Raw genomic sequence first — 17,704 nt, 5'->3', positions numbered from 1 at the left:
ATGCGAATATTTGTTTACGGCAGTTTACGACGCAAACAAGGCAACAGCCACTGGATGACCAACGCCCAGTGGCTGGGCGCTCATAGTGTCGACGATTATCAGCTGTACAGCCTGGGCCACTATCCAGGCGCGGTGCCCGGCGAAGGCACAGTACATGGTGAAGTTTATCGTATTGATGCATCGACGCTGGCCGAACTGGATGCGCTGCGCACCAAGGGGGGCGAGTATGCGCGCCACCTGATTCAGACGCCTTACGGCAGCGCATGGATGTATGTCTATCAACGTTCCGTTGAGGGTTGTACGTTGATAGCGAACGGCAACTGGTTGGATCGCGACCAGTATTAACCACGACAGCGCCACCTTCGGGTGGCGTTGTTTTTTCTGCTCCAGGCCTTACCAGAGTGGCAGACGATCCTTCGCCAGCCACATCGCGGAAGCCAGCGTCGTCAGCGCGAGGAATAATAATCGTCGTGTTGGGGTGCTGAACATTACATGATCTCCTCGAGCGTGGTATGGCGGGCCGCTCCCTGCAGGTAGCGCCGCATCGCCGAGCGCATCTTCATCCAGTCAGTCACCCGGTGTGACAATAACCAGGCCGTTGGGCCAATCAGCTCCAGTACCGCCAGGATCCCGCCGAAACTGAGTAATAATAGGGACAACATGTCCAGTGAATCCTGAACCTGCCACCAGACGCTCCGGCCTGACTGACGGGCACTGATGAGTTCAACAGCGAGAAATAGCAGATACATCACCAGCGCGAGGCCGTAAAACAGGTAATAGAGCAGCGCCAGTTGTCGGCGGCCTGGATAGAGTGGATGGTTTTTTATATAAGCCGCGCCGTCGCTGGCATTGTATAGCGCGTGGATCGCATGGCTGTCGCGCTCGTACACGGCGACGAGGCGATCGCCACTGGCGATAAACGGTGGCTGACGACGATAGAGAATGGGATGCAGCGCGAAATTGGCGCAGCCTGCCTGCCACCAGAAGGCCAGCGGTACGGAGCCGCATTGTATCCCGAGGCCGTGATATTCCCGGGTTGGGTTGCCCGCATACCACTTTTTAAAGTGGGTTTCGGTGATTATTTCTGTCTTAACGGCATAGCGTTCCGGCAGGGCTTGCGTAAAAGGCATTGCCGTCTGGCGGAGGGCTTTCGCCGTTACGGGTAGTGGCTGGCAAAAGGAAAAGTCGCGGCGGCGGGCCTGCGCCATCTTCGCCAACAGATCGCGCATGGCGGGGTGCCGTTTTAGCGCCGGGTGGAACAGAAGCTCGTAGAGCCCGGTTAACAGCGCGATGAAGGCCAGTATGGCGATAATGCCGCAGCCGAACCTACCCCATTCCGAGGCGCTTACCAGGAGCGGGATAAGGGTGACGATGAGTGTCAGCAGGCTGATAAACAGCAGCGGCCGGGCCCAGCGCTTTACGCGTTGACTGGGCTCAAGGAGCGTTTCGCCATCGCTGAGCCAGTGGATCCAGTAGCAACCGTTGCGCAGGCGGCGGGCGCCGATGTGTAGCGGTTGGTTGACCCGTAAGCGGTCAAAAAGCGTGGGATCGCTAAAATAGCGTTTATCGGTATAAAAGACATGTTCGCCAGCGATAAGGCGCAGATATCCCTGCTTTTCACAGGCGGCGGCGGTGAAACCGGTATAGTTCAGAGTGAAATAGCGAACGCTTTTCACGGGACACCCTCCATGGTGTTATCGCGGCTATCCGTGCCGCAATCAGGCAGGGGATGACCCTGCCTGAGACAGAATTACTTCTGCTTAGCGCGCTCGAAAGAGGCAACGATTTCAGCTTTCGCCGCTTCCGCGTTGTCCCAACCGTCGACTTTAACCCACTTGCCTTTTTCCAGATCTTTGTAGTGCTCAAAGAAGTGAGTGATCTGGGCTTTCAGCAGTTCCGGCAGGTCGTTCACATCGTTGATGTGATCGTATTCTTTGCTCAGCTTGGTGTGCGGTACGGCAACCAGTTTCGCATCTTCACCGGATTCGTCGGTCATCTTCAGAACGCCAACCGGACGGCAGCGGATCACGGAGCCCGGCTGCAGCGGGTACGGGGTCGGGACCAGTACGTCAACCGGGTCGCCGTCCAGGGACAGGGTGTGGTTGATGTAACCGTAGTTGCACGGATAGAACATTGCCGTGGACATGAAACGGTCAACGAACAGTGCACCGCTCTCTTTGTCGACTTCGTATTTGATTGGGTCTGCGTTCGCCGGGATCTCGATCACGACGTAAATGTCTTCCGGCAGATCTTTGCCCGCAGGTACGTTGAGTAAGCTCATGTCTGTTTCCTTTAAAATGTATGGCAAACAAGTGCTCGGTATTATAGCCAACTCACATCGAATGTCTTCGCTTCTTTTTCCCGATATCGCCGGGGAGTGCTCTGAAATTTGCGCGTCACAATGACATGAAAATCCATAAACATAGCCACATCATGAATAAATTTATGTAACCGTTTTCATGGCATGTGATTGATTTATCAAACTGCTTAAAAAAACGTCATAAACCGCGATTACCGCGTACCCCGCGAAGCCTTATCGGCTCTCTGCTCGACAAATGACCATGTATTAACATCTCATTTACTTTTTTGAAGTGTGATGTAACGCATTCAGTTACATCACCGATTGTCTATAGTTTGTCCGCAGGTGAGACTTTAACCAACAATAACCCTACGAGGATCCCCTTATGTGGAAGCGCTTACTTCTTGTCACAGCAGTTTCCGCAGCTATGTCGTCTATGGCGATAGCTGCCCCGCTAACCGTAGGTTTTTCGCAGGTCGGTTCTGAATCCGGCTGGCGTGCGGCAGAAACCAGCGTCGCGAAAGAGGAAGCCGCCAAGCGCGGTATTACGCTGAAAATCGCTGATGGTCAGCAAAAACAGGAAAACCAGATCAAAGCAGTGCGCTCTTTTATCGCCCAGGGAGTAGACGCGATCTTCATTGCGCCGGTGGTGGCCACCGGCTGGGAACCGGTGCTGAAAGAGGCGAAAGAGGCCAAGATCCCGGTCTTCCTCCTCGACCGTTCCATTGATGTTAAAGATAAAGATCTCTACATGACCACCGTGACCGCCAACAACGTGCTGGAAGGCCAGCTGATTGGCGACTGGCTGGTGAAAACCGTCGACGGTAAGCCGTGTAATGTCGTTGAACTGCAGGGCACCGTTGGGGCCAGCGTGGCCATCGACCGTAAGAAAGGGTTCGCCGACGCGATTGCCAAAGCGTCCAACATCAAAATCATCCGCTCTCAGTCCGGTGACTTCACCCGCAGCAAAGGGAAAGAGGTCATGGAGAGCTTTATCAAAGCTGAGAATAACGGCAAAAACATCTGCATGGTCTTCGCCCATAACGACGACATGGTGATCGGCGCCATCCAGGCGATTAAAGAAGCGGGTCTGAAGCCGGGCAAAGATATCCTCACGGGCTCCATCGACGGCGTGCCGGATATCTATAAAGCGATGATCGCCGGAGAAGCCAACGCCAGCGTCGAGCTGACGCCAAATATGGCCGGCCCGGCGTTCGATGCGCTGGAGAAATATAAAAAAGACGGCACTCTGCCGGAGAAGCTGACCATCACCAAATCGACGCTGTATCTGCCGGATACGGCGAAAGAAGAGTTAGAGAAGAAGAAAAATATGGGCTACTGAGTGGGGGGCCTTTTATCCCGGCCCTCTCCTCAACGGGAGAGGGGGGAAAGCAGCTTTCCAGTGACCCCGGCAAGCCCAGCGCGATCCGGGGCAACCTGACATCATTTGAAGGTGACATCGATTATGAGCGCCGAGGCACACCAGGAGATCCTTCGCACCGAAGGACTTAGTAAATTCTTCCCCGGCGTTAAGGCGCTGGATAACGTCAACTTTAGCCTGCGGCGCGGCGAAATCATGGCCCTGTTGGGCGAAAACGGCGCCGGAAAATCGACGCTGATCAAAGCGCTGACCGGCGTTTACCATGCCGATCGCGGCACCATCTGGCTGGAAGGCCAGGCTATTTCGCCCAAAAACACCGCCCATGCCCAGCAGCTGGGGATCGGCACCGTCTACCAGGAAGTGAACCTGCTGCCCAATATGTCGGTGGCGGACAACCTGTTCATCGGCCGTGAGCCGCGGCGGTTTGGTCTGCTGCGACGTAAAGAGATGGAGGCCAGGGCGACGGCGCTGATGGCATCCTACGGCTTTTCCCTCGACGTGCGCGAGCCGCTGAACCGCTTTTCGGTGGCGATGCAGCAGATCGTCGCTATCTGTCGGGCCATCGACCTGTCGGCCAAAGTGCTGATCCTCGACGAGCCCACCGCCAGCCTCGATACCCAGGAGGTGGAGATGCTGTTCACCCTGATGCGCCAGCTCAGGGATAACGGCGTCAGCCTGATCTTCGTCACCCATTTTCTCGACCAGGTCTATGCGGTCAGCGACCGGATCACCGTGCTGCGTAACGGCACCTTTGTGGGCTGCCGCGAGACTCGCGAGCTGCCGCAGATTGAACTGGTGAAAATGATGCTGGGTCGCGAACTGGACCACAATGCCCTGCAGCGGGCGGGTCGTACCCTGCTGAGCGATAAGCCAGTGGCGGCGTTTGAAGGCTACGGTAAAAAAGGCACCATCGCCCCGTTCGACCTGCAGGTCCGCCCGGGCGAAATAGTGGGCCTCGCTGGCCTGCTGGGTTCCGGACGCACGGAAACCGCCGAGGTGATCTTCGGCATTAAAACGGCGGACAGCGGGAAGGCGTGGATCAAAGGTAAACCGCAGACCTTGCGCTCTCCGCATCAGGCTTCCTGCCTCGGGATCGGCTTCTGTCCGGAGGATCGCAAAACCGACGGCATTATCGCCGCCGCTTCGGTGCGGGAAAATATCGTTCTCGCCCTGCAGGCGCAGCGCGGCTGGCTGCGGCCGATCCCCCGGCGTGAACAGAACGAGATCGCCGAGCGCTTTATTCGCCAGCTGGGGATCCGTACCCCGAGCGCCGAGCAGCCGATCGAGTTTCTCTCCGGCGGCAACCAGCAGAAGGTGCTGCTCTCCCGCTGGCTGCTGACCAAACCGCAGTTCCTGATCCTCGATGAGCCGACCCGCGGCATCGACGTCGGCGCCCATGCGGAAATTATTCGCCTGATTGAAACCCTCTGCGCCGATGGCCTGGCGCTGCTGGTCATCTCCTCTGAACTGGAGGAGCTGGTGGGTTACGCCGATCGGGTCATTATCCTGCGCGATCGCCGACAGGTGGCGGAGATCCCGCTCGCCGAGCTCTCTGTTCCGGCGATCATGAACGCTATTGCGGCATAAGGAGTACCCCATGATGCCTCGATCTCTTTCGCAAACCGGCCCTGAGAAGCGACGCTTCACCTGGCCGAAAGGCACCCCACAGCTCATTGCCCTGCTGCTGGTGCTGCTGGTCGACAGCCTGGTCGCGCCCCATTTTTATCAGGTGGTGCTCCAGGATGGCCGCCTGTTTGGCAGCCCGATCGATATTCTTAACCGCGCCGCGCCGGTGGCGCTGCTGGCGATTGGCATGACGCTGGTGATCGCCACCGGCGGTATCGATCTGTCGGTGGGGGCGGTGATGGCGATTGCCGGCGCGACGGCCGCCTCGATGACCGTCGCCGGGCATAGCCTGGCGGTGGTGGTGCTGGCCGCGCTGGGGGCCGGGGCGCTGGCCGGGCTGTGGAACGGAATTCTCGTCGCGGTCCTTAAGATCCAGCCTTTTGTGGCGACGCTGATCCTGATGGTGGCCGGGCGCGGCGTCGCGCAGTTGATCACCGCCGGGCAGATCGTCACGTTTGATTCTCCGGCGCTGGCGTGGCTCGGCAGCGGATCGTTTCTGCTGTTCCCGATGCCGGTGATCATTGCCGCCGCCACCCTGCTGCTGTTCTGGCTGTTTACCCGTAAAACGGCGCTGGGGATGTTTATCGAAGCGGTGGGGATTAACATCCGCGCGGCGAAAAACGCTGGCGTCAATACCCGCATCGTGGTGATGCTGGCCTATGTCCTGAGCGGCGTCTGCGCGGCGATCGCCGGGATCATCGTGGCGGCGGATATACGCGGCGCGGATGCTAATAACGCCGGACTGTGGCTCGAGCTGGACGCCATTCTGGCGGTGGTCATCGGCGGCGCTTCGCTGATGGGCGGGCGCTTCAACCTGCTGCTGTCGGTGGTGGGGGCGCTGATTATCCAGGGGATGAACACCGGGATTTTGCTCTCCGGCTTTCCGCCGGAGCTCAACCAGGTGGTGAAAGCGGTGGTGGTGCTGTGCGTACTGATTGTCCAGTCGCCGCGCTTTATCGGTTTACTGAAAGGGGTACGCGGCCATGATAAAACGTAATTTACCGTTGATGATCACCCTGGCGGTGTTTGTGCTGGGCTACCTCTACTGCCTGACCCAGTTCCCCGGCTTTGCCTCAACGCGGGTGATCTGCAATATCCTGACGGATAACGCCTTCCTCGGGATCATCGCCGTGGGCATGACCTTCGTGATCCTCTCCGGCGGGATCGATCTGTCGGTGGGGTCGGTGATCGCCTTTACCGGCGTCTTCCTCGCCAAAGCGATTGGCTTTTGGGGAATATCACCGCTGGTGGCGTTTCCGCTGGTGCTGGTGATGGGCTGCGCCTTCGGTGCATTTATGGGGTTGCTGATTGACGCGCTAAAGATCCCGGCCTTTATCATCACCCTCGCCGGCATGTTCTTCCTGCGCGGGGTCAGCTATCTGGTGTCGGAGGAGTCGATTCCGATTAACCATCCGGTCTACGACACCTTGTCCGGGCTGGCATGGACCATTCCCGGCGGCGGTCGTCTCAGCGCCATGGGACTGTTGATGCTACTGGTGGTAGTGGCCGGTATTTTTGTCGCCCATCGCACCCGCTTTGGCAACCAGGTATATGCCATCGGCGGCAACGCGACGTCGGCGAATTTAATGGGGATTTCCACCCGTAGCGCCACGATCCGTATCTATATGCTTTCCACCGGGCTGGCGACGCTGGCCGGGATCGTCTTTTCTATTTATACCCAGGCGGGCTATGCGCTGGCGGGCGTCGGCGTCGAGCTGGACGCGATTGCCTCGGTGGTGATCGGCGGTACGCTGCTCAGCGGTGGCGTCGGTACCGTGCTGGGAACGCTGTTCGGGGTGGCGATCCAGGGGCTGATTCAGACTTACATCAACTTCGATGGTACCCTCAGCTCATGGTGGACGAAAATCGCCATCGGCATTTTGCTGTTTATCTTTATCGCGCTGCAGCGTGGGCTGACGGTGCTGTGGGAAAATCGGCAGAATGCGGCGGTGACGCGGGTGAGCGGAGCGGGGAATCATTGAGAAATGCTCCTCCCGCAGGCGCGGGAGGAGCGGGCAGGGCGCTTAGGCGTCCGGGAACGCTTTAATAAAGTTCTCGACGTCTTCCACCATGTGGTTGTTGCCGACGAAGAACGAGCGACGCTGGTGCAAGCTTTCCGGGATAATATCCAGAATACGCTCTTTACCGTCGCTGGCCTTACCGCCCGCCTGTTCGGCGAGGAAGGCCATCGGGTTGCATTCATACAGCAGGCGCAGCTTGCCTTCCGGGTGGCTGGCAGTGCTCGGATAGAGATAGATGCCGCCCTTCAGCAGGTTGCGGTGGAAGTCTGCCACCAGCGAGCCGATATAGCGTGAGGTATAAGGACGCTGAGTCGCTTTGTCCTCTTCCTGACAGTACTTAATGTACTTCTTCACGCCCTGCGGGAATTTGATGTAGTTGCCTTCGTTGATGGAGTAGGTATTGCCCTTCTCCGGGAAGCGCATGCGCTCCTGGCACAAACAGAAGACGCCGAGGGACGGGTCGTAGGTGAAGGCGTGGACGCCGCAGCCGGTGGTATACACCAGCATCGTCGACGATCCATAGACCACATAGCCCGCGGCCACCTGCTTGTTGCCCGGCTGCAGAAAATCTTCTTCAGTCACCGGCGTGCCGACAGGCGTGACGCGGCGGTAGATGGAGAAGATCGTGCCGACAGAGACGTTAACGTCGATGTTAGAGGAGCCATCCAGAGGGTCCATCAGCACCACGTATTTGGCGTGTTCACACCCTTCGAAGACAACAATTTCATCTTCTTCTTCGGAGGCGATCCCGGCAACAATATCGCGTGCTCGCAGTGCGGCTTTTAATTTCTCATTAGCGAACAGATCGAGTTTTTGCTGAACCTCGCCCTGAACGTTTTCAGCACCGCTGGCACCCAGGATATCGACCAGACCGGCCTTGTTGATATCGCGGTGGATGATCTTGGCGCCCAATTTTATTGCTGACAACAAAGCAGTCAGCTCACCGGTGGCGTGGGAGAACTCGTGCTGCTTTTCAACAATAAACTCACCTAACGTTTTCATAACTCGTTCCCTGCATTTTTATGTTGAGTAAAACGAACGCAACAATCTTAACAAAGAATCAAAAAAGTGCGCACTGGTGAATCGCGCCAGCAAAATACAGATTCGCCTGAAATGCATTTCGCCAGGGCCCGGGATATGGGTAAAATGTGCCCCGGATAAAAGAAGGAAATGACGAATGCGCATTCATATTTTAGGAATCTGTGGCACGTTTATGGGGGGCCTGGCCATGCTGGCGCGCTCCCTCGGTCATGAGGTAACGGGGTCGGATGCTAACGTCTATCCGCCGATGAGCACCCTGCTGGAAAACCAGGGGATTGATTTAATTCAGGGTTATGACCCCAGCCAGCTGGAGCCCCGGCCGGATCTGGTGATCATCGGTAACGCCATGACCCGCGGCAACCCGTGCGTTGAAGCGGTGCTGGAAAACAATATTGCGTATATGTCCGGCCCGCAGTGGCTGCACGACTTCGTGCTGCGCGATCGCTGGGTGCTGGCCGTCGCCGGGACCCACGGCAAAACCACCACCGCCGGGATGGCGACCTGGATCCTTGAAGCCTGCGGCTATAAACCGGGGTTCGTGATTGGCGGCGTTCCGGGCAATTTCGACGTCTCCGCGCGCCTGGGCGACAGCCCGTTCTTCGTCATTGAAGCAGATGAATACGACTGCGCCTTCTTCGACAAGCGCTCCAAGTTTGTTCACTACTGTCCGCGGACGCTGATCCTCAACAACCTTGAGTTCGACCACGCGGACATCTTTGATGACCTGAAGGCGATTCAGAAACAGTTCCACCATCTGGTGCGCATCGTGCCGGGCAAAGGCAAAATTATCCTGCCGGAGAACGACATCAACCTGAAGCAGGTGATGGCGATGGGCTGCTGGAGCGAGCAGGAGCTGGTGGGCGAACAGGGCCACTGGCAGGCGAAGAAACTGAACGCCGACGCCTCGCAATGGGAAGTGCTGCTCGACGGCGAAAAGGTCGGCGAAGTGAAGTGGGCGCTGGTCGGCGAGCATAATATGCATAACGGTCTGATGGCGATTGCCGCGGCGCGTCACGTCGGCGTGCTGCCGGCGGATGCTGCGAACGCGCTGGGCAGCTTTATCAACGCCCGCCGTCGCCTGGAGCTGCGCGGCGAAGCCAACGGCGTCACCGTGTATGACGATTTCGCCCATCACCCGACGGCAATCCTCGCCACGCTGCAGGCGCTGCGCGGTAAAGTAGGCGGTACCGCGCGCATTCTCGCCGTGCTGGAGCCGCGCTCTAACACCATGAAAATGGGCGTCTGCAAAGACGATCTGGCGCCGTCTCTCGGCCGCGCCGATGAAGTGTTCCTCCTGCAGCCGCAGCATATTCCGTGGCAGGTGGCGGAAGTGGCGGAAGCCTGCGTCCAGCCGGCCCACTGGAGCGCCGACGTCGATACCCTGGCGGAGATGGTGGTCAAAACCGCCCACCCGGGCGACCATATCCTGGTGATGAGCAACGGCGGCTTCGGCGGCATTCATCAGAAGCTGCTGGATAAGCTGGCGCAAAAAGCGGCCGCAGCTGAATAAGCGCGTACGCCTCCGGTCACTGCCCTCCGCGTGAGGGCAGTTTTGTTTTCGCCACCAGGGATTGTGTGATGCTGACCTGCGAAAGATTACGTTCTACCAACTCGCCCCATTTCGCCATGCTGGACGCGCTTTACGCGCGCGCCTTTCCGTGGCACGAGCAGCGCGAAAGCGAGGCCAAACGTCAGGGGCTGAGCCACCCGCACTACGCGCTGGAAGCGTGGTTCGATGACGGCGTATTTATCGGCCTCAGCGGCTGCTGGCAGTTTGCCGGCTACGGTTATATCGAACATCTGGCGATCGACGATACGCTGCGCTCCCGCGGCTATGGTAAACAGCTGCTGGCGCAGATCCTGACGCGCGCGCCGCTGACCATTCTGGAAATCGATCCGCTAACCACGGCAATCGCTCATAAACGGCTGCGCTTTTATCAGTCGATGGGATTTCATGCCAATGCGTGGGCGCATCATCACCCGAGCTATCATCAGGGCATCGCGGATCATGAGTTGCTGGTGCTGAGCTACCCGCAGCCGATCGATGAGCGACAGTACCAGCAGTTTGCCCGGGATCTCGGGCGCGAGGTGATGGGGCGGGAGTAGCCCGGAACGGGGCGTCGCCCAGCTCCGGGAATTCACTGGTTACTATCTTACTCTTTGGCGATCGGCGTCTCGTTCTCCGCGACTTTATTGTCGCCCTGAATCTGCGCGATTTTCTGCTCAACGGCGGCCACCTGAGCGCTGTCGTGCAGCAGGGTGTAGGTCAGATCAAACTGCGCGCTGGCGCCCGGCTGCAGCTGCTTCACGCGTTTTTGTTCGCGTTCAATGGTGACCGGATAGGCGTAGCTGGTGCCCGGTTCGATACCGGTGACGTAGCCCTGTTTGATGGTGTCGGTGTTTTTCCATAGCGTCAGGACCGGCAGCTGACGGGTGTCGAACTGAATGGAGGCCCCTTTATCGCCCGCTTTGTTGACCACCGCGGCCAGGGTCTGGTGATTTTCATCGGCCAGCGGCTGAATATTAAATACCATCTCGTCAAAATCTTTGGTCGGCCCCTGATAGGTCTGCCAGGTTTTTAACCCGCTCTTCGCGTAATCATTGAACGGGCTGATGCTGGACATCGGGGCGAGGAAACGCGCGCCTTCTTCCAGAATCGGGGTGCCGAAGTTGCTGTGGTAGATGATCTGATAATCATGCGGATAGTCGGCATGGTTGGTTAAGACGTCGTGCAGGCTGAAGCTGTTGCTGCCCGGGACGTAGCGCAGTTCGGTCAGGGTCTGCAGATCGGCTTTTTTGAAGGTGCTCTCTTTCACCAGCCCGCGGATGCGGATTTCATACGGCGCGCTGTCGGCTACCTCGACTTCTACCCGCGAGGCCGGGGTGTTGCCCGCCTTGCCGTGTAGGGTATAAATTTGCCCGTCCGCGGTCACCGGATGGCCGGTCCATTCATAGCCGCAGCGGACCATCATCTCGTTGAACCCTTCCAGCCAGCCCAGCCCGTTGCGGCTTTCCAGGTTGATAAACGCCGGGTTGACGACCTCTTTAACCGGTGAATCCCAGCCCATCCGGCTGCCAAAACCCTCAATACGCAGTAAGTTCATGCCGCGGGTTGGGCTGAGAGTGATGGTCAGGCCGTCTTTACTGTGAATGGTGAGGATTTTGCTGCCTTCCTGCTTACCGCCGTGCAGGACTTTTTGCTCAATGCTGAATGCATGGTCTTTCACCTTCAGCTGATCGCTGCTGATCTGCCAGTTTCCTTTATCCATCCCCTCTTCAGCGTTCGTCAGCACCCATGTTTTTGCCGCGGCCGAGCCGGAAACCAGCAGGGCGATCGTCGTCAGAACCAATGTCTTTTTCATTTTTATTCCCTTTTTGCTGAATCGATTGTGTCGTTGACGTGTGAAATCTACCGGGATGAGGGTGGTGAAAATGTGAAGCGCCTCACCTGGTGAGAAAGTGGCCTATTTGATGATGTTAAATGCGATTAATGTCGTATTACTGTGCTAAATCATGCTCAGTTATCACCACAATATGTGATCTACATTGTTTTTAGCTTTAACGATTCAGCTTGGTGGTAAGGCAATAAACAAACGTATCGTCGAGTGGATGAGGGGACTCAGGCGATGCGACGGGAATCCCCCTGCTGGCGCAAGCCTTAGAGCTGGGGTGAAGGTAGGCCGGATAAGGCGTAGCCGTCATCCGGCACAACGACGGGAAGGGAGTCTGGTACAGCTTGCCCGGCGGCGCTGCGCTTGCGCGGGCCTACGAAACAGAGTAATCGGTTGATATATAGGGCTCTGTAGGCCGGATAAGGCGTTAGCCGTCATCCGGCACAACGACGGGAAGGGCGTCTGGCACAGCTTGCCCGGCGGCGCTGCGCTTGCGCGGGCCTACGAAAAGAATAACCGTTTGATATATAGGGAACCGTAGCTCTGTAGGCCGGATAAGGCGTTAGCCGCCATCCGGCACAACGACAGGAAGGGCGTCTGGTGCGGGTTGCCTGGCGGCGCTGCGCTTGCGCGGGCCTACGAAACAGAGTAACCGTTTGATATATACGGAACCGTAGCCCGGATAAGGCGCAGCGCGCCGCCATCCGGGAGACTATTGCGGGCAAAAACGGCGGGGCTTAGCCCTCGTTTTCCGCCAGTTCGCGCAGATACTGGAAGATCAGGCGCGCCGATTTCGGCGGCTTGTTGCCTTCTTTCTCTTTCTTCGCATTGCGGATCAGCGAACGCAGCTGCTGACGGTCAGCATCTGGCCACAGGTTCAGCACTTCAGCGACAGCGTCATCCCCGTCGTCAATCAGGCGATCGCGGAGCTGCTCCAGCTTGTGGAACAGCGCAACCTGCTGGTTGTGACGGTTTTTCAGCTTGTCCAGCGCCTGACGAATCGGATCGACATCGCGGTTACGCAGCATCTTACCGATAAGCTGCAGCTGACGGCGGCGACCCTCTTTTTTGATTCGCTGGGCGAGTTCAATGGCGTCGCGCAGGTCGGTATCCAGCGGAATTTTATCTAGCGCGTTTTTCCCCAGGTCAACGAGTTCCGCGCCAAGACGCTTCAGTTCTTCCGCGTCGCGCTTAATTTCACTCTTACTGACCCAGATGATTTCATCATCTTCATCTTCAACGTCATCACCGGGCACGTCGTCGAGCCAGTCATCGGGCTGCTTTGTCATCTCAGGCTCCTTAAAAAAAGAGGCTAATGTTACCAGTTAAGGCGCGCACTGAAAAACGGTTCTCTGTTAGACTTCAGTTAACTCCTTCTTACATTATGGCATTAGCAATGAAAGTCATCTCTCAAGTTGCACAGCAGCGTAAGACGCTGGAAGAAGCCGTTACCACGGCACTGGAACTGGCGGCAGGTAAATCCGATGGTGCGGAAGTCTCCGTCAGCAAAACGACGGGCATCGGCGTCAGCACCCGCTATGGCGAAGTGGAGAATGTAGAATTCAACAGCGATGGGGCATTAGGCATCACGGTTTACCATCAAAACCGTAAGGGCAGCGCTTCCTCCACCGATCTCAGCCCGGACGCCATCGCCCGCACCGTACAGGCGGCGCTGGATATCGCGCGCTATACCTCCCCGGACCCGTTTGCCGGCGTAGCCGATAAAGATCTGCTGGCCTTTGACGCCCCGGATCTGGACCTGTTCCACCCGGCGGAGGTCTCCCCGGACGACGCCATCGAACTGGCCGCCCGCGCGGAGCAAGCGGCCCTGAAGGCCGATAAACGCATCACCAACACCGAAGGCGGCAGCTTTAACAGCCACTATGGCATTAAAGTGTTCGGTAACAGCCATGGCATGTTGCAGAGCTACTGCTCGACTCGCCATTCCCTCTCCAGCTGCGTCATTGCGGAAGATGACGGCGATATGGAGCGCGACTACGCCTACACCATTGGCCGGGCGATCGAGGATCTGCAGTCCCCGGAATGGGTCGGGGAAGAGTGCGCTCGCCGTACCCTGTCGCGTCTGGCGCCGCGTAAGCTGTCGACCATGAAGGCACCGGTCATTTTCGCCAACGAAGTGGCGACCGGGCTGTTTGGCCACCTGGTGGGAGCGATTGCCGGTGGTTCGGTATACCGCAAATCGACCTTCCTGCTCGATTCGCTGGGCAAACAAATTTTACCGGAGTGGCTGACCATCGAAGAGCATCCGCATCTGCTGAAGGGCCTGGCGTCTACGCCGTTCGACAGCGAAGGCGTGCGCACCGAACGTCGCGATATCGTCAAAGACGGGGTGCTGACCCAGTGGCTGCTGACCAACTACTCCGCCCGTAAGCTGGGGATGAAAAGCACCGGTCACGCCGGGGGCATCCATAACTGGCGCATCAACGGCCGCGGCCTGAGTTTTGCAAAGATGCTTAAAGAGATGGGCACCGGTCTTGTGGTTACCGAACTGATGGGGCAGGGTGTCAGTGGCGTCACCGGCGACTACTCACGCGGCGCATCCGGCTTCTGGGTAGAAAACGGCGAAATTCAATACCCTGTCAGTGAGATCACCATTGCAGGAAATCTGAAAGAAATGTGGCGTAATATCGTGACCATTGGCGATGATATTGAAACGCGCAGCAACATTCAGTGTGGTTCTGTGCTGCTGCCGGAGATGAAAATCGCCGGGCAATAACACCTGTTTGCTTAAATAATAAAAAGGAAGTGAGCAATGCGTAAAAAATTGTTAGCGATGCTGGCTGTCTCTGCTTTTGCGCTCGGTTCAGCGTCGGCCTTCGCCGACCTGGGCGAAGACATGGACACTCTGGCAGAAAACCTGCAAGTGGTACAGAAGACCTCCGACGCCGGCGAGCTGAAAGCGGCGTTGAATAAGATGCGTACCGCGGCAGTCGATGCCCAGAAAGAGACCCCGCCGAAGCTGGAAGGCAAAGCGGCAGACAGTGCCGAAATGAAAGATTATCGTCACGGTCTGGATATTCTGATTGGCCAGATCGACGGTGCGCTGAAGCTGGCGAATGAAGGCAAGGTGAAAGAGGCGCAGGCCGCCGCAGAAGCGTTTAAAACTACCCGCAACACCTACCACAAGAAGTATCGCTAATCGCTGTTTTCGGGAGGCATCAGCCGATGCCTCCCGCCTGAAAGCCTACCGACATCACAATTTCCCGCTCTCTTTTTCTGGTCTTTGCGCTGCGGCGGCCTGCTTATTCACACGCATTGTTGTGATACATCTCACGTCATAGTCGTCATTTTTATATTTCCCCTGTGAATATGTGGACTCGATCACGCCCGCCGCTTCTCTTTCCACTTCGAAGTGGAAAACAACTCGCTACAAACTCCTGACCCCCGGCGCTACTTTGGATTCCAGAGACATCAGCGGGGTAACACAAGTGAATAACGGAGCGGTAATAAACGACGTAGGGGAGCAGGCGGCGCAGACCGAACGCCTGGCTGACAAGATGTTACAGCAGGTATTCGCCCTGTTAAGCCGTCACGACATCGTCCCTAACGACGTTCAGGAGCAAATGCTGACTTCCCACGTGCGGGCCATGGCTCACCGGTCAATCAGCGGCGAACCGCTACCGGAAGTGGATGCCAGTCTGTTCGAAGAAATTTCTGAAGATTCAATGATGCTGGCCCGCGAAGTGGTCGCACAGTTCGGCAACCTGCCTGATGAAGAGGCCTGGTTGTTGTCCGTCCACTTCGAAGTCGCAAAAGAAAACCTGTAAGGAGCAAAACATGGAACAAATCACCGTAGTTATTGGCGACCGTCTGGGTAAAGGCCAAAAAGTCGCGGCAGGCGCAGAAAAAGCCGGCGCACGTGCAGTGGTCGTCCCTGGCGTTGCGGCCGATATGAAACTTGGCGACATGATGAAAGCAGAAAACGCCTCTTTCGGCATCTCCTTCTGCGGCAGCGGCGGCGCCGGCGCTATCACCGCGCAGACTAAATACGGCTACAAAGCAAAATACGGCATGCGTTCTATTGAAGAAGGCGTCACCGCCATCAACGAAGGCTGCAACGTGCTGGGCTTCGGCTTTATGGATAAAGAAGAGCTGGGCGAGCGGCTGGTAGAAGCCTGGAAAAAGAAATACGGCGCATAAGTATGAAAGAGCAATTCACCACCACGGTGAGGGTTGCCGGCAAAGGCGAAAGCAAATCACGGGCCTTCGCCGATGCCCTGAACCATGTGCAGGCTGCGGTGATGAAAACGTCATCGCATATCCTACTGCGTATTGAGCCACAGGACGTGACGGTTGTTCATGCGCGCGAAGCGGTACGAAAAGAGGCGTTTCTGTTCTTCTTTTTGCGCCGTGAACGACGGACCTACAGCGTGGAGCTGGACGTCACCGTCAACGTGACCGCCATCGATCTCGATAAAGTGGATTTCGTCACGCAAACCTGATTGTTACCAAAGGGTCAGACTATGTTCCTGATAATTTTAATAAAATCGCTCATCATCGGCGGCCTGGTCGGCGTCGGCGTGGGCGCCGGAGCGGCACGCATGTTTCACGCGCCCACCACGCAGGGGATGGGGGCGTTTCGTACCCTGGGTGAGCTGAATTCCTGCGAAGGCGATCCGGCTTCTCATTTCTCCTTTGGCCTTGGCTTCTTCTTTAACGCCTGGGCCTCTTCCGTTGCAGCAGGTTCCTTCACCCAGGACGTCGACCACCGCATTATCCCTAACTGGGGCGCGGCGGCGCTGATGCTGAAAAATCGTAACGTCGGCGAAACCCTGCACGATCCGAAAAAAATGGCCATTGCCTGCGGCATCATCGGCATGATTGTCGTCGCCTTCCTCAACCTCACCGCCTCGTCCGTACCGGAAGCGCTGCAGGTGACCGCGGTTAAGGTCCTGGTGCCGGCGGCAAACCTGCTGGTGAACACCGTGATGCCGGTGATCTTCTGGCTGGCGGCTATCGATGCCGGTAAGAAATCAGGCTTCTGGGCGACGATTTTCGGCGGCGCCGCGCAGCTGATTATGGGTAACGCCGTACCGGGTCTGGTGCTGGGGATCCTGATCGGTAAAGGCGTCGAAGAGAGCGGCTGGAACCGGGTGACTAAAGTGATGATGGTGGCCATCGTCGCGCTGTTTGTCCTCAGCGGCTTCTTCCGCGGCTTCGACATGAAGATGATCGAATCCTTCCATCTGACCGTGCCGAACTGGCTGGACATGATCCACAACTCACTCAGCGGCAAGTAACGGGAGCCTGATAATGGAACAGAATAAAGGTTTTTGGTATGCCGACTGGTCGTTCCCGATCTTTGTTGGCCTGCTCTCCTCCGGCGTCTTTGCCGGGACGCACATGTACTATCTGTACGGCATTGGCGCCTTTAACGAAGTGGCCTTCGTGGCGATGCTGAAGTCGGGGATTGATACCGGCGTTTACGGCGCGGTGGCGGCGTTTGGCGCCAGCTTCCTGTTCGCCCGCATCATCGAAGGGTCGCTGGTGGGGATTCTGGATATCGGCGGCGCTATCCAGACCGGTATTGGCCTTGGCGTGCCGGCGCTGCTGCTCGGCGCGGGCTTTGTCTTCCCGGTGGCGAACTTCGCTGCGTCGCTGGTCACCGGCCTGGTCCTTGGTCTGGCAGTGGGCTACATCATCATTCTGGCGCGTAAGTTCACCATCAACCAGAGCGATTCCACCTACGGCGCCGACGTGATGATGGGGGCCGGTAACGCCTCCGGCCGCTTCCTCGGTCCCTTGATCATCCTTAGCGCGATGACCGCCTCGATTCCTATCGGGATTGGCTCGCTGGTTGGCGCACTGCTGTTCTACATCTGGCAGAAACCGATCACCGGCGGCGCCATCCTCGGGGCGATGATCCTCGGTTCCATCTTCCCGGTGGCGATTAGCTAACCGCCCGAGGACGCTGCGCTTATTG

Annotated in this window: 19 protein-coding genes and 1 pseudogene; 15 read left to right on the top strand and 5 right to left on the bottom strand. The window is 57.5% G+C overall.

What is annotated here, in order from left to right:
• Nucleotides 1-345: a gamma-glutamylcyclotransferase family protein gene (locus LGL98_RS22565; protein WP_002886724.1), complete on the top strand. Its 345-nt coding sequence runs from the start codon at nt 1-3 to the stop codon at nt 343-345.
• Between the two features lie 143 nt (nt 346-488).
• Here the strand turns inward: LGL98_RS22565 and LGL98_RS22560 are convergent, their stop codons facing one another.
• The gene (locus tag LGL98_RS22560; RefSeq protein ID WP_136030930.1) at nt 489-1,676 is read right to left on the bottom strand and encodes a hypothetical protein; all 1,188 of its coding nucleotides are present in this window, start codon (nt 1,674-1,676) and stop codon (nt 489-491) included.
• Between the two features lie 74 nt (nt 1,677-1,750).
• Nucleotides 1,751-2,281, bottom strand: a complete 531-nt coding sequence (ppa, locus tag LGL98_RS22555; protein WP_002886766.1) for an inorganic diphosphatase — start codon at nt 2,279-2,281, stop codon at nt 1,751-1,753.
• A gap of 403 nt (nt 2,282-2,684) precedes the next feature.
• On the opposite strand from ppa, the gene ytfQ reads away from it, so the two are divergent.
• The 4 genes from ytfQ to yjfF all read left to right on the top strand — a co-directional run bounded on the left by ytfQ (nt 2,685) and on the right by yjfF (nt 7,288).
• Entirely contained in the window at nt 2,685-3,641 is a 957-nt protein-coding gene (gene ytfQ, locus LGL98_RS22550; protein ID WP_008807147.1) for a galactofuranose ABC transporter, galactofuranose-binding protein YtfQ, read from the top strand.
• Between the two features lie 123 nt (nt 3,642-3,764).
• On the top strand, nt 3,765-5,267 hold the full coding sequence (gene ytfR / locus LGL98_RS22545) for a galactofuranose ABC transporter, ATP-binding protein YtfR (protein WP_004177669.1): 1,503 nt from the start codon (nt 3,765-3,767) through the stop codon (nt 5,265-5,267).
• 10 nt (nt 5,268-5,277) lie between these two features.
• A complete protein-coding gene (gene ytfT, locus LGL98_RS22540) occupies nt 5,278-6,303 on the top strand; it encodes a galactofuranose ABC transporter, ATP-binding protein YtfT (RefSeq protein ID WP_136030928.1) in 1,026 nt (341 codons plus the stop codon).
• Nucleotides 6,290-7,288, top strand: a complete 999-nt coding sequence (yjfF, locus tag LGL98_RS22535) for a galactofuranose ABC transporter, permease protein YjfF (protein WP_136030926.1) — start codon at nt 6,290-6,292, stop codon at nt 7,286-7,288. Before ytfT ends, yjfF begins: the two co-directional genes overlap by 14 nt.
• A 42-nt stretch (nt 7,289-7,330) precedes the next feature.
• On the opposite strand, the gene fbp is transcribed toward yjfF, so the two are convergent.
• On the bottom strand, nt 7,331-8,329 hold the full coding sequence (gene fbp, locus LGL98_RS22530; RefSeq protein WP_002886827.1) for a class 1 fructose-bisphosphatase: 999 nt from the start codon (nt 8,327-8,329) through the stop codon (nt 7,331-7,333).
• 175 nt (nt 8,330-8,504) lie between these two features.
• Between fbp and mpl the strand changes: the two genes are divergently transcribed.
• Nucleotides 8,505-9,878 carry a UDP-N-acetylmuramate:L-alanyl-gamma-D-glutamyl-meso-diaminopimelate ligase gene (gene mpl, locus LGL98_RS22525; protein WP_136030924.1) on the top strand — a complete coding sequence of 458 codons (1,374 nt, stop codon included), beginning with the start codon at nt 8,505-8,507 and terminating at the stop codon, nt 9,876-9,878.
• A 68-nt stretch (nt 9,879-9,946) separates the two neighbouring features.
• A complete protein-coding gene (locus LGL98_RS22520) occupies nt 9,947-10,474 on the top strand; it encodes a GNAT family N-acetyltransferase (RefSeq protein WP_136030922.1) in 528 nt (175 codons plus the stop codon).
• A gap of 47 nt (nt 10,475-10,521) precedes the next feature.
• Here LGL98_RS22520 and LGL98_RS22515 read toward each other — a convergent pair whose 3' ends face one another.
• Nucleotides 10,522-11,730: an aldose 1-epimerase family protein gene (locus tag LGL98_RS22515; protein WP_023323523.1), complete on the bottom strand. Its 1,209-nt coding sequence runs from the start codon at nt 11,728-11,730 to the stop codon at nt 10,522-10,524.
• A gap of 184 nt (nt 11,731-11,914) precedes the next feature.
• On the opposite strand from LGL98_RS22515, the pseudogene LGL98_RS22510 reads away from it, so the two are divergent.
• Nucleotides 11,915-12,030, top strand: a pseudogene (locus LGL98_RS22510) (hypothetical protein).
• Between the two features lie 467 nt (nt 12,031-12,497).
• Here the strand turns inward: LGL98_RS22510 and yjgA are convergent.
• The gene (yjgA, locus tag LGL98_RS22505) at nt 12,498-13,049 is read right to left on the bottom strand and encodes a ribosome biogenesis factor YjgA (RefSeq protein ID WP_136030920.1); all 552 of its coding nucleotides are present in this window, start codon (nt 13,047-13,049) and stop codon (nt 12,498-12,500) included.
• A 95-nt stretch (nt 13,050-13,144) separates the two neighbouring features.
• Here yjgA and pmbA point away from each other — a divergent pair, with 95 nt between their 5' ends.
• From pmbA to LGL98_RS22470, 7 genes are all read left to right on the top strand, one after another.
• Nucleotides 13,145-14,497, top strand: a complete 1,353-nt coding sequence (pmbA, locus tag LGL98_RS22500; RefSeq protein ID WP_136030918.1) for a metalloprotease PmbA — start codon at nt 13,145-13,147, stop codon at nt 14,495-14,497.
• A gap of 36 nt (nt 14,498-14,533) precedes the next feature.
• The gene (gene cybC / locus LGL98_RS22495) at nt 14,534-14,920 is read left to right on the top strand and encodes a cytochrome b562 (RefSeq protein WP_136030916.1); all 387 of its coding nucleotides are present in this window, start codon (nt 14,534-14,536) and stop codon (nt 14,918-14,920) included.
• A 289-nt stretch (nt 14,921-15,209) separates the two neighbouring features.
• Complete coding sequence (locus tag LGL98_RS22490; protein ID WP_015368577.1) at nt 15,210-15,548, top strand: PRD domain-containing protein; 339 nt, start codon at nt 15,210-15,212, stop codon at nt 15,546-15,548.
• 10 nt (nt 15,549-15,558) lie between these two features.
• The gene (locus LGL98_RS22485) at nt 15,559-15,921 is read left to right on the top strand and encodes an SFCGS family glycine-rich protein (protein WP_015368576.1); all 363 of its coding nucleotides are present in this window, start codon (nt 15,559-15,561) and stop codon (nt 15,919-15,921) included.
• 2 nt (nt 15,922-15,923) lie between these two features.
• Nucleotides 15,924-16,223, top strand: a complete 300-nt coding sequence (locus tag LGL98_RS22480; RefSeq protein WP_004206503.1) for a DUF4312 family protein — start codon at nt 15,924-15,926, stop codon at nt 16,221-16,223.
• Between the two features lie 21 nt (nt 16,224-16,244).
• A complete protein-coding gene (locus tag LGL98_RS22475; protein ID WP_136030914.1) occupies nt 16,245-17,021 on the top strand; it encodes a DUF4311 domain-containing protein in 777 nt (258 codons plus the stop codon).
• A gap of 13 nt (nt 17,022-17,034) precedes the next feature.
• Nucleotides 17,035-17,679 (top strand): DUF4310 family protein, encoded by a 645-nt coding sequence (locus LGL98_RS22470; RefSeq protein WP_004152267.1) that lies wholly within the window; start codon nt 17,035-17,037, stop codon nt 17,677-17,679.
• Nucleotides 17,680-17,704: the final 25 nt, after the last annotated feature.

This window comes from Klebsiella africana (genome assembly GCF_020526085.1).
Lineage (GTDB): Bacteria > Pseudomonadota > Gammaproteobacteria > Enterobacterales > Enterobacteriaceae > Klebsiella > Klebsiella africana.
The sequence above is the reverse complement of the archived record's forward strand: the minus strand, read 5'-3'. Positions and strand labels throughout refer to the sequence as shown.

Bases quoted from the DNA above. Each gene is read 5' to 3' on its own strand.
- LGL98_RS22565 (WP_002886724.1), top strand. From the start codon at position 1: ATGCGAATATTTGTTTACGGCAGTTTACGACGCAAACAAGGCAACAGC.
- ppa (WP_002886766.1), bottom strand. From the start codon at position 2,281: ATGAGCTTACTCAACGTACCTGCGGGCAAAGATCTGCCGGAAGACATT.
- ytfQ (WP_008807147.1), top strand. From the start codon at position 2,685: ATGTGGAAGCGCTTACTTCTTGTCACAGCAGTTTCCGCAGCTATGTCG.
- ytfR (WP_004177669.1), top strand. From the start codon at position 3,765: ATGAGCGCCGAGGCACACCAGGAGATCCTTCGCACCGAAGGACTTAGT.
- ytfT (WP_136030928.1), top strand. From the start codon at position 5,278: ATGATGCCTCGATCTCTTTCGCAAACCGGCCCTGAGAAGCGACGCTTC.
- yjfF (WP_136030926.1), top strand. From the start codon at position 6,290: ATGATAAAACGTAATTTACCGTTGATGATCACCCTGGCGGTGTTTGTG.
- fbp (WP_002886827.1), bottom strand. From the start codon at position 8,329: ATGAAAACGTTAGGTGAGTTTATTGTTGAAAAGCAGCACGAGTTCTCC.
- mpl (WP_136030924.1), top strand. From the start codon at position 8,505: ATGCGCATTCATATTTTAGGAATCTGTGGCACGTTTATGGGGGGCCTG.
- LGL98_RS22520 (WP_136030922.1), top strand. From the start codon at position 9,947: ATGCTGACCTGCGAAAGATTACGTTCTACCAACTCGCCCCATTTCGCC.
- LGL98_RS22515 (WP_023323523.1), bottom strand. From the start codon at position 11,730: ATGAAAAAGACATTGGTTCTGACGACGATCGCCCTGCTGGTTTCCGGC.
- yjgA (WP_136030920.1), bottom strand. From the start codon at position 13,049: ATGACAAAGCAGCCCGATGACTGGCTCGACGACGTGCCCGGTGATGAC.
- pmbA (WP_136030918.1), top strand. From the start codon at position 13,145: ATGGCATTAGCAATGAAAGTCATCTCTCAAGTTGCACAGCAGCGTAAG.
- cybC (WP_136030916.1), top strand. From the start codon at position 14,534: ATGCGTAAAAAATTGTTAGCGATGCTGGCTGTCTCTGCTTTTGCGCTC.
- LGL98_RS22485 (WP_015368576.1), top strand. From the start codon at position 15,559: ATGGAACAAATCACCGTAGTTATTGGCGACCGTCTGGGTAAAGGCCAA.
- LGL98_RS22480 (WP_004206503.1), top strand. From the start codon at position 15,924: ATGAAAGAGCAATTCACCACCACGGTGAGGGTTGCCGGCAAAGGCGAA.
- LGL98_RS22475 (WP_136030914.1), top strand. From the start codon at position 16,245: ATGTTCCTGATAATTTTAATAAAATCGCTCATCATCGGCGGCCTGGTC.
- LGL98_RS22470 (WP_004152267.1), top strand. From the start codon at position 17,035: ATGGAACAGAATAAAGGTTTTTGGTATGCCGACTGGTCGTTCCCGATC.